Here is a 12,659-nt window from a genome sequence, read left to right on the forward strand (position 1 = left end):
GCCGTTTCAGGACCTCTTGGGTGGGCGGCCGACTCGGCGGTCCCATGTGCGGTTGAAGGCGATGATGTCTTGTCGTCGCCAGAGCTTGGCGGCGGCGAGATGGGGATAGCGCTGCGGGGGGAAGTCGGGCTTTTTCTCGGCGAGCAGCAGGAGGCGGGAGCGTGATATTCCGAGGATCTCTGCTGCTTCTGCCGCGCCGATGAGGTCATGGCGTTCGGGTTCGCGTCGGGTGAGTTCGCCGAGTGCGAGGAGGAGTATCTCGCCTTCGCTGCGGTCGGCGCGAAGGTGGTCGTCGAGGATATCGGCGATGTCGGTGAGTTCATCGAAAGTAGTGCCCAGGGCTCGGGCGACGTCGGCGGCTGCCTGCTGAATGGGGTCGTGCATGGGGCCAGCATGCCATAAACCATTGAAGATCTCCAACGATTTATGGCATAATCGAAATATCGGCAAGGGCGTCGAAAACCCGAACCGATGCGGCACATTGACAACTCAAGAAAGGACGCCACCACGATGGACGACGGCGAACACCGGGCGCGGATCGAGGCGCTCATGGAAATGCTGGCAGGCATCTACCTGCGCATCATGAAACTCCTCGCGCTCCTGCCCATACCGATCGCCATTCCGCCGATCGTCGACGACGGGGACATGCGGGACGCCGCGCGGGCTCTGGCGCGGGCGCGGATGCTCGTTCTCGACCTTCCCGTCGACGACATGACGAAAAGTCTCCTCCTCATGATGCTCACCGAGTGGCTCGCGGCGCTCGACCTGTGCGCAGTGTCCCTCCACGAGGACGAGCAGGAGGGATATCGGATCGATGCCGTCTGGCTCATGATTCAGCGCATCGGCTCGATGACGGAGATGCTGAGCCTGCACCTCGGGCTCGACCTGGACGTTTGATTCCCGGTGGCCGTCCGGTTCCTTCCGGGCGGCCTACCGGGTCGCCGGTTCGGGAGGTCGAAACTTGCGGACCGGCACGGCGAAGTTGACAACTCCAGAAAGGCAGTCAGTCCATGGAAGATCTGGAAGAACTGGCCGAACTGCTCCTCGGGGCCTATGCGCTCACCGACAAGCTTCTCGGGCTTCTGCCCATTCCGATCCGTCTTCCGTCCATCCACACGCAGGAGTCGGGCAGGCTGTTGGGGGCTCAGGCTCTGGAACGGGCGCGCGTCGCGATGCTCGACCTTCCGCTGGAGCCGGAGCTTAAGGCCCTGCTGCAGGATCTCATCTTCCAATGGCTCATCGCCCGTGATCTGTGCGCGCTGGCGGTCTCCGTCGCCCCCGATGCTCATCGTCTTCATGGTCTGCGGGCGGCGCTCGCGAAGTTCAGTGAGCTGTCCATGGAGGCGGAGCGGCAGCTCTCCCCTGGCGCGTAGCTGACCCGGAGTGTTTGAGAGGACCGGCAGGGCGGAACCCCGAGGGGTTCTGAATCGAAAACCCTGCCGGTCCCGGCACAGTGACAACTCCCGAAGGAGCCGCGTGCATTCTATCGTTCGTGGCTCGGCGGACCCCACACGTCGTCGCGGGCTGCCTGCGGGTCGCGGGGTGGACGTGGCGGGCGGGCGGGCCGCCTTGTCCGATGAGGTGTTGCGCGCCCGGTGGGCGGCCTGCCCGCCCGCGGCGCGGGGTCTGGGGCCGCGAGGCCCCAGACACCCCGTGCCAGAGCCCGGCCACTTCCCCGGCTACGGGCCCGCAGGTTGGGCGCGGTCGCCGCATCCGCCCATGATCGCTTGGGCGGCGTGCTCGGCGATGTCCGCGGGACTCGCTCGTAGCAGCGTGTTGATCCGGCGGAGGTTGATGGGGCGGGCTTTGCCGAGGCCGGGGCCGGTGATGAAGGCGGTTCGCGGGACCATGCCGGTGAAGGTGACAGTGATGTGCCAGGGGTGGCGCTCGAGGGTGATCGCGGGGGCGGCGTCTGTGGTGACCGTCCAGCCATGGTGGCGACCGCGTCGGATCAAGGCATCGGGGTGCATGTGCGGTGTCCTTCGTGGTCGGTGGGCGGAGCGGGGTGGCGTTCCGCCCCACCGATGCGGTCAGAAGTCGGAGGCCGTGGTGGCGTGTTCTAGTTCGGGGCGCTCGGGGAAGGTGCCGGCCCACGGGTCCTCGGTAGGTGCGGGCGTGACCGTCCGGCCGTTCTTGGCGGGGGTGACCGTGGCGGTCGCGTTGCGCAGGGACGGGCCGGCTTCGATGACCTCCAGCTCGTAGACGGTCCGCTTGTCGCCCTCGCTCGTTTCGTAGGTGCGCTGCTTGAGACGGCCCTCCACGATCACCCGCATGCCGCGCTGCAGCGATTCGGCGACGTGCTCGGCTTGTTGCCGCCAGACGTTGCAGGTCAGGTAGAGCGGGCGGCCGTCCTTCCACTCGCCGGTGTGGCGGTCGAGGTAGCGCGGGGAGGAGGCGATGCGGAAGCGTGCGACGGCCTCGCCGGTGGGCGTGAAGCGCAGTTCGGGGTCGTCGGTGAGGTTGCCGGTGATGGTCAGGGTGATGTCGTTGGCCATGGTGGCTCTCCTTCGATGGTGAGTGGGGGCCTCGATGCCCGGGGGTGGCCGGGACGCTTGTCCGGTCACCCGGGAATCAGGGCCGCCGGGACGGGTCCTCGTGGTCGGTGACCGTGGCGAGGCGGTGGGCTTCGACGGCTTCGGTCACGCAGGTCGGGCAGATCCGGCCGCCGCCGACGAGGGGCCAGCTGTCGCCGAGCAGGACGGGTTCGCCGCAGCGCGAGCAGGCGGTCAGGTCGGTGGCGTACGGCTGGATGTCGAGGTTGAGGTGCTGCATCGAGGCTCCTTTCCGTGGGCGGCCGGCTGGTGGGGGCCGCTCGGTGTTCCGGTGCCGGCGACCACGCAGGTCGGGAGGGAGGAGGGCAACCGAGCGGCCCCGCGCGCGCAAGATGTTTTGCCGCGCGGCTCTCAGAAGAGCTGGCTAAGGGAGCTGGCGCGGCAAAGGATCTCTGGCGCGCGGGGTTGAGCCGCTTGGTTGCCGGACGACCGGACGCCTGCGAGGGTGACTGGTCCGGAACACGTAGGTGGCCCCCCGGCGCCCGCGCAGGGGGCCTCGGTGGGCGCCGGGGTCCAGGCCGCCGCTGGACTCTGATCAGGCGGGGATCAGTGCTGGTGCGGTGTGTCCGAGGCCCATGGCCGCTGCCAGTCGTGGGCCGAGGCGGAGTGCGTCGTGGACGGCGGGCAGGTAGCGCTCTTGCCAGCCGGTCAGTGCGGCGTTGAGATTGGCGCCGTGGTGGAGGTGCTGGCTCAGGGCGATGGCCAGGCCCTGGGCCTGAAGGATGCCGTGGTTGGCGCCGCGTGCGGTGTGCGGGCGGACCGGGGCCAGCGCGTCGCCGAGCAGGAGCGCGTGGGCGTTGGCGATGGAGTGGCCCATGCGGTGGGGCGGGTCGATGTCCAGGACGGGGGCGGCGTTCCAGGAGTCGGTCGCGTCGATCATGTCGGCGGCCGGTGCGGGCAGCAGCCTGCGGGCTTCGGACAGGACCAGAGTGCGGGCGGCCGTGCCAATTTGGTGGGGCAGGAGGTAGGTGCGGTGGGTGGGGTCGTATCCCGTCAGGTTGGTGAACTGTTCGCGGCTGAGGTTGAGGTAGAAGGTCCAGTCGACGGCGGTGGTGGCGTCCTTGCGGAGGATGGGGAAGATGTTGAACTGGCCGGTGCCGGGTTCGTAGCGGGTGAAGGCGCACAGGTCAGGCAGGTGGCGCGGGTATTGCCCGCGCCAAGCGACGTATCCGGCGTAGTGCAGCCGCCTGGTGGGGTCGAGGAGCTTGCGGCCGGTGGAGCGGCGGCCGTCGGCGAAGATGGCGAGGTCGGCGGGGATGCTTCCGCCGCCGGCGAGCTCCAGCACTGCTTTGCCGTCGGGGCCGGGGTGGAGGGCACGTACTTTGTGGCCAGGATGCAGCCATCCGGCAGGCAGGCGGTTGAGCAGTGCGGTGTTGAGCTGGTGCCACGTGGTGTTGCGGCCGGGGTAGATGGAGTGGGTGCGGCCGATCTCGGTGCGGTCGGTGAGGTGGATGGCGGTGACGCGTTCGCTGGGGAACGTGATCAGCTCGTCCTGGTGGATGCCGAGGGTGTCGAGCGTGGCGAGCGAGAGGTGGTCCAGGCCGATCACTCCGCCGGCCTGGGCGAAGGTGGCAGGTGAAGCTTCCAGGACGGATACGCGGGTGAAGCCGGACTGGTGGAGCAGCAGGGCGAGGGTGGGGCCGGTGATAGAGCCGCCGACGATGGCGATCGAGGGCTGTGTCTGACCGGGTGCGGGTGGAACGGGCATGGCAGCTCCTTCGCGGTGCGGTTGATGGGCTGCCGGGAGGGGCGGTCGGGGCGGTCGGGGCCCGCCGTGGTGACGGCCGGGTCGTGGTGTCCCCTTCCGGCAGCGAGCCGTCAGCGGCACGGCGGACTGCCTGCGCAACCGTGTGGTTGTGGCCAGGTCGAAGATGTTTTGCGCCAGCAAAAGATCTTCGACCTGGCCACAACTCGCCCACCCCGGATGGTGGAGCGGGGGCGAGAGCGCGGTTGCGCGGGTGGGAAGCGGTGCCGCAGGCTGCGTGGGCCGGAAGGGGGCCACGGTCTCGGGGCCGTTCAGGCGGTCGGCTCGGCCGAGGCGTCCGGCAGGACGGGCTTGGCCGTGTGGGGGTGCCGGGCTGCGTGTTCGGTGATCGTTTGCGCCAGGTCGTCGGTGATGCCGTCTGTGAGGGCGGGGATGCCGAGTTGCAGGGCGGTGAGGATGAGTCGGGCGAAGGAGCAGTCGGGGTCGGCATCGAGCGCGCGGTTGGCGGCGAGGCGGGCCAGCGCGCCTTGCCCGGTGCGGATGGCGAGGTGGGCGAGGTTGGTGGCAGGGGCGGCGGCGTAGGCGGGGTCGATTCTGCGGGTGGCCTCGGTCCAGAGCCGCTGGGCGAGGTTGGTGCCGTACTCGCGGGACAGGGTGTAGGTGATGTCGCGGATGCTGACTGCGGTGAGGAGCACTCCCAGCCACGCCAGTTCGTCGGCGGGGATGGCGCGTGCGGCGCGGACGTGCTCGAAACACCTGCGGGCGCAGGCGAGGCCTTCGCCCAGCCAGTAGGCCACATCGAGGGTGGTGTCCTTGAGCAGGGTCTCGGCCCGTGCGCGGGCGGCCGCCGTGGCCGCTGTCATGGTGTGGCGGTCCTGGCCCTGGACGGGTCGCAGGGTCTGCTCGAAGGCCTGTCTGTCGGGCAGCGCGACGAGGCCGGCGACGACGGCGCGGGCGGCGGCGGGGTTGCTGGTCGTGTCGTACGGGATGCCTTCCGGTGGGCAGCAGGCCGGGTTGCGGCAGAGGTAGGACCAGCAGCGCCCGTTCTCGTAGCGAATCATGTCGAGGACGGTGATGCCGCGTGCGGTGAGTGCCGGGGCGAAGGCGTCCATGACGGGGGTGACCCGCTCCCCCGGGCCGTGGGCGATCAGCACGACCTGTGTCGCCGCGTTGCGGATCAGGACCTGGACGGTTTCGGTGACTGTCGGAGTCAGATCGTCGGTGGGCTCAGGCAGCGGGCAATGCAGGACGGCGTCGACTTCGTCGCCGTTGATGGTGAGGAGCTGGAGGTCGTCGGCGGGGTGGTAGCCGACGAGGTAGGGCAGGAGGGCGACGATGTCGGCCGGTGAGGTCAGCCGGATCGTGGTGGGCAGGTTCTGGTGGGGGTCGGATGTGTGGAGCGACATGTTCCCTTCCATGGGTGTGGTCAGGCGGCGGCGGGGTTTGTTCCGTCCGGGTTTGCCAGGAGTTCGGTCATGCGGGCCAGCTGGGCTTGGTGGGTGTCGAGTTCGTGCTGGCGGGCGGCGATGAGGGCCTGGAGTTCGGCGATGATGGTCTGTTTCCTGCGCAGGCCGGTGTGCTTCAGCAGGGTGCGGGCTGCGGTGTGGCGGAGCTGGTCGAGATCGGGGCGCTGGAGCCAGTAGGTGGCCAGGGCGGCGATGATGGCGTGGACGTGGCGGGCGACTCGTTCGGGGACTCGTGCTCGGCGGTGGCCGCTGGTGGTGTCGCGGTGGTAGATGCGCGGGCCCGGCGGCGTGCGGCCGTGTGGGTTGCGGGCGTCGATGAGGCTGTGGTCGACGAGCTGGATGGCGCCGCTGATGAGGGGGCGGTGTGGCCGGTAGGTGCCGGTGTGGGCGCCGGTGGGGAGTTCGTCGCCGTAGTGGATCTTGAGCTGGGTGGTGTCGGGGTCGATGTCATCGGGGTCGAAGTGGGGTTCGAGGGTGAAGATGCCGGTGACCGTGGCGCTTTCCACCAGGCAGCGCAGGGCACCGGTGGCGGGGTTGGGCTTGGCCAGGACACGGAGGTCGCCGTAGGGAGCGACGGGCAAGGTGACCGTGTCGGTCGCTGGTAGCTGGCGGTCGGGCAAGGACTGCCTCCTTTCAGGGCAAAGGGGGCAGGGCCGGCGCTTCCGGGAGAAGGAAGCGCCGGCCCTGGCTCGGGGGTCAGGCTGGGAACCGGTTGGCGGCTTCCGCCTGGCTCATGCGGTCGTGGATCTCGCTGTAGGGCAGCCGTACGGTGGCGTGGGAGGGCTGACCGGCGAGGTCGGTGGTGTCGGCGCGACGCAGGATGGGGCGGCCGACCTCGATGTGGCCGGTGGGCACGGTCAGGCTCTTGGCGTTCACGCAGAGCACCTCGCACCAGGTGCCGAGGTGCAGGACGAAGTCTCCGGGCTGAAAATCCTGCGGACCCCAGACCTTGACGCCTTGTTCGGCCGCCTGGGCGACGATGTCCTGCCAGTAGGCGATCCTGGCCTGCAGCCGGGCCTGGTCGTGCTGAAGGCGGTCTCGGTGGTCGCCTGTGGCGGGGTGCCACTGCAGCAGCGGCCTACCGTCTTCGGCGAGCACCGGTTCGCCGTCGTGTTCGACGGGTTGGGGGTATGCCTGGCCGTTCAGGGCACGATCGATATGCCGGAGTTGTTCTTGCAGGCGTTGGATGCGGCGCAGGGTGGCTCGGGGGTCGCGGCGGTGCTGTTGGAGGTGCTCGGCGATGCGGGTTCGGGTGACCCAGTAGGGGCGATGGCCGGTCTTCGCCTTGCGGGTGGGCCTGGAGGCTGTGCCGCTGACGTCGATGGTGACCGGCGAGCCGGCGGCTCGCAGGGTGGCGGCGATCTCCGCGATGCGGGCGCGGTGCTGCGCGAGGGGCTTGTGGCGGGAATGGGGCTCGTACCAGGCGCCCTTGCGGCCGTCGTGTTCGGACCAGGTGAGGCCGAGGCCGCCGTGGTCGCGGTCGCCGAGCAGGTTGTGATGGTCGGGGCCGGCTCCGGTGAGAACGATGCCCTGTTCGGGCGAGACGTGGATGGTGATCATAGGTCCTTGCGTCCGCATGGGGTGTTGGTGTTGCTTCTGATGTCGGCGGCGCTTTCGGCCGGAACGGGCGTGTCGAGGGGCAGGCCGTAGACGACGTGGCCGTCGATGAGGACGCGCAGTCCTTGGCGTGCGGCGATGTCGGCGGGGAACAGGTCGACGCACGTGCCGCCGTCGGGTGCCTGCCGGATGAGGGCGGTCAGCAGGCCGGTCTCGATGCGTGCCATGGGCCAGTCCCAGCCGTCGTGTTCGACCTCGGCGGAGATCGGCTCGGGGGTGAGGAGTCTGCGGCCGGTGGCGAGGATGACGTTCTCGATGGCGTCAAAGGTGTCCGCGTTCCAGTCGGTGTGCTGGCTGAGGACGCGGTGGATGGCTTCGATCGCGGCGCCGTCGGAGATGATGACGTCGTCGCGGGCGATCGGAAGCGGGGTGGGCCGCTGGCGGGGTGTTGTCACTCGTAGCTCCTTGAGTTCGGTTAGAAGGAGGCGGCCAGTCGCATGGCGTCGATGCCGCGGCTTTCCATCTCGTAGGCCTTCTCCGCGTCGTCCAGGACTTGGGCGGCGCTGGTCACGGCGTGCATGACGCCGCCGGCGGTGATGGCGCCGCCCTGGTAGAAGTGCTGGAGGATGAGCTGCTGCTGTTCCTTGGTGAACGACAAGCGGGTGGCGACGTGCTCGATCGTCTTCTCGGGCTCGGCGACCTTGACGCCTGCCTGCTCGCTCAGCTCGCCGACCTTGGCGCGTACGTAATCGACGTCGAGGAAGGTGCGTACGGCGTCGCGTGCCCGCGCGGTGATTAGTGCCATGCTCTTGGCGAGGGTGTCCTGGCTCCATCGCACGACGCCCTCGTCCATGCGGCCGCCCAGGTGGACCTCGCGCAGCACGTCCCGGTTGATGGTCATGCCGTTGCGGCACACCTGCAGCGTGAGCCTGGGTGTGATCGTGAAGGCGCCGTCGCCGGTCTCCGAGTTCGCCAGCAGGAACCCGGCGAACACCACCGGGCAGTCGGCACCGGCCAGGCCGGAGAAGGGGCTACGGTAGCCGGCGACCAGTTCGGGAGCGTACGCCTGGATCTGCTCGCATGCCACGCGCAGGTACATACGGCGCTCGGTGAGGTCGGCGCCGTCGATCTGGACGGCGGCGCCGGTCTCTTTGATGCCTGCCAGGGCGGCCATCAGAACGTCGAGATTGTCGATGACTTTGTAGCTGTTGGACAGCAGGGCTCGTGCGATGCCGATGTGTCCGTTTCCTGCCAGGCCGCGGAACATGAAGCGGCGGCGGGGGTCGGTCTCCAGCCAGCCGTTGACGTTGGCGTCATACAGGCGAGGGTGCTCGGTGCGGGTGCGCCGCAGGTAGGGGGTGGGGATGCCGAGTTTTGTGGCGATGTCCTGGTCGCAGGGGGTGGTGGGCAGGTAGAGGCCGGCGGTTGCGGTGACGCCGTCCTCGGTGACGAGAGGTTCGGTGCCGAGCAGTTCCAGGTGGGCGCCGGTGGCGTGGAGCCGGTGGGCCGGCACGATGACGTCGATCTTGCGGGCGTGCTGGGCGCGGAGCACCTCGACCAGGTCGTCGAGGGTGGCGTTGCGGAGGGTCAGGGGTGGGAACGGGGATGCGATCGTCATGCTGTTGTCCTTTCGTTGGTCACGCGACGTGCAGCCGGGGTGCCGTCTGGTGGGCGGCGTGGGCCGGTGCGGCGGTTGTGTGGAGGTCGAGTCGCTTGATGCGGACCGCCTGGGCGGCGTTCGGCCTCGTGGAAGGCGGGAGGTCGATGAGGGCGACGGTGAGGTTGCCGAGCGCGCCGCGCTGCTTTGCCGCGTGGATGAGTTCGGCGCAGGTAATGGCCGCGGAGGTATCGCGGCGCATGATCCGGGTGAGGTCGGCTGTGCCGAGCGGGAGAGTGAGGCTGTCGGAGCACAGCAGGAAGCGGCGCAGGTCGAGCACAAGGTCGTCGTGCTCGACCTCGCCGGGCGGTTCCCGCCACACGTGCCGGCGGCGGACGGGCGGCACGGCGTGGTAAGGGTGTGAGCCCTGAGGATGTGCCTGGACGAGCGTGTGCACCATCTGTTCGGTTGTCAGGGCGAACGCCCGCACGCTCTCCCCCATCCAGCACAGGTCGATCGTCCAGTCGGTGATCACGGCGGTGGCGACGGAGGTAACGATGCTGACCGTGTCCGGTGGGAACGGCAGATGGTCGTCGGCGAGGCTAGTCTCGAGGGCGGTGCGGGCCGCGTACACGCCGGCGGCGGGATTGGCGGTGTGGGCGGCGGCGGCCGCGCTGACCTCGGCGGCGATTCGGGCGTGGGCACCGGCTCGGCTGGCGTCGTTGTCGAGGGTGTCGCCTTCACAGATGGATACGGCGGTACCGGTGTGGTGGGACGCGATGCTGACGTGGTGCAGGTTATGAGGCCGTGGGCCGGGGTCGGAGAGCACGGCCACTTCACCGCCGGTGGGCAGCGGGTGGGTTGCGGCGTAGGCGTGAGACATGGGCCTCCTTTCAGGCATGACGAAGGCGCCGAAGTTGTGGACTGTGCGGCGCCGGGGTGAGGGTGCCGAGTGCTGTCGCGTACGGCGTGTCTCTTTCGCGGGCAGGCTGGTCCGGCCCTGGTCCGCAGCGCCCAGGGCCGGAGTTTGTGGAGGTCAGGCGGCTTCGTCCTGTACGTGCTCGGGTCCGGCTTCGTCCGTGGCCTGGTCGCCCTCTCCCTCGTCCAGCTCCGCCGGCATGTCACCGCGGTAAGGGGTGCCGTTGATGAGGGCTCGTTCGATCGGGGCAGGCTGGTAAGGCTGCAGCGTGCGGGGGCCCAGCTCCGGGCCGAGGGTGTTGACCAGGAAGCGCAGCCACAGGGCCGCGTCCTCGGTCGAGCAGGGGCTGTAGCGGTCCGGCCGCCAGGTGTTCTTGCAGTCCGGGCCGGCTTTGGTCATCTGGTGCTCGAAGGCCACGGCGATGAGGCGCAGCAGCAGCATGGCTTGCTGGCCCATCGAAGCTCCCTCCAATGCCTTATCGAGCTCAGTGGGACCGCTGAACTCGGCGTACAGCGGACTGGTTTGGGCTGTCGTGAGCTGGTTGCGTACGGGGCCGGGCATGTTGAGGAGCATCCGGGTGACGAACGGCAGGACAGGCTTGGGAGCGGTCTTGCGTTGGAAGAACTCGGCCAGCCACTGCTGGCGCAGGGCTCCGGCTCGGGGCCAGGCGTTGCGCCCTTCGATCACGATCCTTCTGGGCGTCGCGTCCGATTGGGGTTCGGCCGGTCTGCTGAGCGGTGTCAGCGTGGGAGGGGCGTAGCTGTGCTCGCCGGGAGTGGTGCAGTAGTACTGCGGTCGGGTCTTGTCGTAGCTGAAGAAGAAGGCACCGTGTCCGGGGCAAGAGGCGTGCGTGGCGGGGTCGGGGTCGAAGCCCTCGACCAGGCCAGCCAGGCTGTCCAGCAGGAGCGCCTCTGGTGGCCGGGAGTCGGTGACGCGGACGCCGGTCTGCTCCAGCTCGGCGACGATCTTGTCGTGTGCGGCTTGTGCGGCCAGCTCGTCCCGGACGGTCTCGACGGCGTAGGCGACTGGTTGGCCCCAATCGACGCGTTGCTGGATCTTGGCCAGCGCTGTCTCGTTGCCGTCGAACTCGGCGAGCAGGGCGATGTCGTCCAGCGTCCAGGCGTAGTCCATGGCGCGTGCGGCGCGCCTGGTCTGCTCGCTGAGCTTTCCGGCCTCGATACCGGCCGTGATCTGCTGTTTCGTACGGCCGGTGCGCTGGCGCAGCTCCGTCCGGCTGGCGCCTGCCTGGTGGGCTTGGAACAGTGCTTGGGCCTGTTCGAACGCCGACAGCGGCAGCCGGAAGTCGCCGTCGTTCTCGACGAGCTGGTCGATGAACAGCCCAGCCTTGTCGCCGGCCGTGGTGAGGTCGATCAGGCACAGCATCGAGTCGAGCTGCAGCTTGCGGGCGGCTTCCAGGCGGCGGTTGCCCTTGGTCACCCAGAAGAGGAAGTCCTGTTCGCCCTCCTGGCGCTCGTAGTCGTCGGGTATGGGGATGGCGGTGAGCACCACCTGCTGCTTGGCCAGCAGTGATTTGCAGAAGGCGGCGGTGATGCCGTAGTCCTCCCGGACGTTATCCGGGAAGTGCGTCAGGTACTTCAGCGGGATGCGCCGCAGGAGCAGGTTCTCCGGCGCGACGACGTCGGGCAGGTCAGCGGGGACAGTGGACACGAGATGAGCTTCCCTTCGGTAGCAGTGATGAGGGCCTTCGAACTGCGGGCACAACGGCGACGAGCGGCCCCCAGGCCTGGGAGCCGCTCGTACTGGTGTGGGTGTGATCAGGTGGCGGGGGCCGGCGCGGTGAGGTCCTCCTCCACGGTGGGGGTCGCCGCGCCTTGCACCATGCGCGGCGAGCCGGCCGGTGGCCAGTCGCCGGTGTGCGAGCGAATCGGGTCGTAGCGGGTGGACATTGCCAGCGTCTTGGCCACCACCTGGACGACGCCGCGGACGACGGGCCTGTCGTGGCGATCCTTCGTCTCGTAGGCGCGCGCGATCAGGTCACGGCCCTGCACGGTGATCACGTGACCGACGTGGAAGGACTGACTGGCGCGCACCGCGTCCAAGCCGTGCGCGACCACCTCGACCCGGCGGGTCGGCACGTAGGTTCCGTTGCGCCCGGTGGTGGGCGGACCGGCCACCTCCAGCAGCGCTGACCACATCGCCGGCTTGTCGTCGCTGGCGGCCCAGAACTTCGGGTCGTACGCGATGCGTCCCGTGAGGCTGATCTGCATGTCGTCCATGTGCGCTCCCTTCACCTGGTGCGGCTCGAGGGCCGCACCGCCTGCGCCTTGACTGGCTGGGCGCCTGAGTGCGTGGGGACGCCCCGTCCCGGCGAGCCGATACCGCGACGGCGGGACCGGCCCTGGCAATCCGGGCGGTTCTGGGGGTGTGAAGATGTTTTGCGCAGCAAAAGATCTTCACACCCCCAGAACTCGCCGCCGAGATTGCTGCTGGGCGAGAGCCCGTATTGCCAGGGCCGGGCACGACGGCGCACGATCGGTCGCCCGGGAACGGGAAGCCCCACCATTCAGGCAACGCCAGCTGCAAGATCGCTGAGCGCGCGGTTGGCCGAAGCGAGGGAGCGCTACCGTATGTGCTGACCAGCCACTGTCCCGTTCACACCTAGGCATCTTCAGGCTGGGACAGCTTCTGGCGTATGGGGGCACGCGTCCGTACTGGAACCACCAACACCAGCCGTGCTCGGTCCCACGCGTGCCGAAAAGTCGCACGTCGAGTTGTACCGAATGAGACGGCCCGCCGACGCCCGGAAGGGCCGCGTCCAAGATCGTGGTGTATGAGAAGGAAGCCACTCTGCGATCTGGTGCTATTTAAGCAGCAATAGCATCTATTCATCCCGGCCGCTGTG

At 68.9% G+C, this 12,659-nt stretch carries 15 protein-coding genes; 2 read left to right on the forward strand and 13 right to left on the reverse strand.

The window, feature by feature from the left end; translation table 11 throughout:
- Positions 1-6: 6 nt before the first annotated feature.
- A complete protein-coding gene (locus ACFFR3_RS21990) occupies positions 7-384 on the reverse strand; it encodes a hypothetical protein (protein ID WP_379483752.1) in 378 nt (125 codons plus the stop codon).
- 126 nt (positions 385-510) lie between these two features.
- Here ACFFR3_RS21990 and ACFFR3_RS21995 point away from each other — a divergent pair, with 126 nt between their 5' ends.
- Both ACFFR3_RS21995 and ACFFR3_RS22000 read left to right on the forward strand, forming a co-directional pair.
- On the forward strand, positions 511-897 hold the full coding sequence (locus tag ACFFR3_RS21995) for a hypothetical protein (protein ID WP_345408452.1): 387 nt from the start codon (positions 511-513) through the stop codon (positions 895-897).
- Between the two features lie 113 nt (positions 898-1,010).
- Entirely contained in the window at positions 1,011-1,373 is a 363-nt protein-coding gene (locus ACFFR3_RS22000) for a hypothetical protein (RefSeq protein ID WP_379483753.1), read from the forward strand.
- A gap of 306 nt (positions 1,374-1,679) precedes the next feature.
- Here the strand turns inward: ACFFR3_RS22000 and ACFFR3_RS22005 are convergent, their stop codons facing one another.
- The 12 genes from ACFFR3_RS22005 to ACFFR3_RS22060 all read right to left on the reverse strand — a co-directional run bounded on the left by ACFFR3_RS22005 (position 1,680) and on the right by ACFFR3_RS22060 (position 12,033).
- Positions 1,680-1,970: a hypothetical protein gene (locus ACFFR3_RS22005; RefSeq protein ID WP_379483754.1), complete on the reverse strand. Its 291-nt coding sequence runs from the start codon at positions 1,968-1,970 to the stop codon at positions 1,680-1,682.
- Positions 1,971-2,030: 60 nt separating this feature from the next.
- Positions 2,031-2,495 carry a single-stranded DNA-binding protein gene (locus ACFFR3_RS22010; RefSeq protein WP_379483755.1) on the reverse strand — a complete coding sequence of 155 codons (465 nt, stop codon included), beginning with the start codon at positions 2,493-2,495 and terminating at the stop codon, positions 2,031-2,033.
- 76 nt (positions 2,496-2,571) lie between these two features.
- Entirely contained in the window at positions 2,572-2,772 is a 201-nt protein-coding gene (locus tag ACFFR3_RS22015; RefSeq protein ID WP_345408456.1) for a hypothetical protein, read from the reverse strand.
- Positions 2,773-3,087: 315 nt separating this feature from the next.
- The gene (locus ACFFR3_RS22020) at positions 3,088-4,260 is read right to left on the reverse strand and encodes a Rossmann-fold NAD(P)-binding domain-containing protein (protein ID WP_379483756.1); all 1,173 of its coding nucleotides are present in this window, start codon (positions 4,258-4,260) and stop codon (positions 3,088-3,090) included.
- A 308-nt stretch (positions 4,261-4,568) separates the two neighbouring features.
- Positions 4,569-5,663, reverse strand: a complete 1,095-nt coding sequence (locus tag ACFFR3_RS22025) for a DUF4192 domain-containing protein (protein ID WP_379483757.1) — start codon at positions 5,661-5,663, stop codon at positions 4,569-4,571.
- Between the two features lie 20 nt (positions 5,664-5,683).
- A complete protein-coding gene (locus ACFFR3_RS22030; protein WP_345408460.1) occupies positions 5,684-6,343 on the reverse strand; it encodes a hypothetical protein in 660 nt (219 codons plus the stop codon).
- 76 nt (positions 6,344-6,419) lie between these two features.
- On the reverse strand, positions 6,420-7,283 hold the full coding sequence (locus tag ACFFR3_RS22035) for a hypothetical protein (protein WP_379483758.1): 864 nt from the start codon (positions 7,281-7,283) through the stop codon (positions 6,420-6,422).
- Complete coding sequence (locus ACFFR3_RS22040) at positions 7,280-7,735, reverse strand: hypothetical protein (protein WP_345408466.1); 456 nt, start codon at positions 7,733-7,735, stop codon at positions 7,280-7,282. The genes ACFFR3_RS22035 and ACFFR3_RS22040 overlap by 4 nt, the downstream gene beginning before the upstream one ends.
- A 20-nt stretch (positions 7,736-7,755) precedes the next feature.
- Entirely contained in the window at positions 7,756-8,898 is a 1,143-nt protein-coding gene (locus ACFFR3_RS22045) for a DUF932 domain-containing protein (protein ID WP_379483759.1), read from the reverse strand.
- A gap of 19 nt (positions 8,899-8,917) precedes the next feature.
- Positions 8,918-9,760 carry a hypothetical protein gene (locus ACFFR3_RS22050; RefSeq protein ID WP_345408470.1) on the reverse strand — a complete coding sequence of 281 codons (843 nt, stop codon included), beginning with the start codon at positions 9,758-9,760 and terminating at the stop codon, positions 8,918-8,920.
- Between the two features lie 153 nt (positions 9,761-9,913).
- Entirely contained in the window at positions 9,914-11,464 is a 1,551-nt protein-coding gene (locus ACFFR3_RS22055; RefSeq protein ID WP_345408472.1) for a ParB/RepB/Spo0J family partition protein, read from the reverse strand.
- 107 nt (positions 11,465-11,571) lie between these two features.
- Entirely contained in the window at positions 11,572-12,033 is a 462-nt protein-coding gene (locus ACFFR3_RS22060) for a hypothetical protein (RefSeq protein WP_379483760.1), read from the reverse strand.
- Positions 12,034-12,659 lie beyond the last annotated feature (626 nt).

This window comes from Nonomuraea salmonea, from assembly GCF_042428605.1.
Lineage (GTDB): Bacteria > Actinomycetota > Actinomycetes > Streptosporangiales > Streptosporangiaceae > Nonomuraea > Nonomuraea salmonea.

Excerpts from the sequence above, each read along its gene's own strand:
- ACFFR3_RS22010 (WP_379483755.1), bottom strand. The coding sequence starts at position 2,495 with ATGGCCAACGACATCACCCTGACCATCACCGGCAACCTCACCGACGAC.
- ACFFR3_RS21995 (WP_345408452.1), top strand. The coding sequence starts at position 511 with ATGGACGACGGCGAACACCGGGCGCGGATCGAGGCGCTCATGGAAATG.
- ACFFR3_RS21990 (WP_379483752.1), bottom strand. The coding sequence starts at position 384 with ATGCACGACCCCATTCAGCAGGCAGCCGCCGACGTCGCCCGAGCCCTG.
- ACFFR3_RS22025 (WP_379483757.1), bottom strand. The coding sequence starts at position 5,663 with ATGTCGCTCCACACATCCGACCCCCACCAGAACCTGCCCACCACGATC.
- ACFFR3_RS22060 (WP_379483760.1), bottom strand. The coding sequence starts at position 12,033 with ATGGACGACATGCAGATCAGCCTCACGGGACGCATCGCGTACGACCCG.
- ACFFR3_RS22050 (WP_345408470.1), bottom strand. The coding sequence starts at position 9,760 with ATGTCTCACGCCTACGCCGCAACCCACCCGCTGCCCACCGGCGGTGAA.
- ACFFR3_RS22035 (WP_379483758.1), bottom strand. The coding sequence starts at position 7,283 with ATGATCACCATCCACGTCTCGCCCGAACAGGGCATCGTTCTCACCGGA.
- ACFFR3_RS22020 (WP_379483756.1), bottom strand. The coding sequence starts at position 4,260 with ATGCCCGTTCCACCCGCACCCGGTCAGACACAGCCCTCGATCGCCATC.
- ACFFR3_RS22045 (WP_379483759.1), bottom strand. The coding sequence starts at position 8,898 with ATGACGATCGCATCCCCGTTCCCACCCCTGACCCTCCGCAACGCCACC.
- ACFFR3_RS22015 (WP_345408456.1), bottom strand. The coding sequence starts at position 2,772 with ATGCAGCACCTCAACCTCGACATCCAGCCGTACGCCACCGACCTGACC.
- ACFFR3_RS22005 (WP_379483754.1), bottom strand. The coding sequence starts at position 1,970 with ATGCACCCCGATGCCTTGATCCGACGCGGTCGCCACCATGGCTGGACG.
- ACFFR3_RS22000 (WP_379483753.1), top strand. The coding sequence starts at position 1,011 with ATGGAAGATCTGGAAGAACTGGCCGAACTGCTCCTCGGGGCCTATGCG.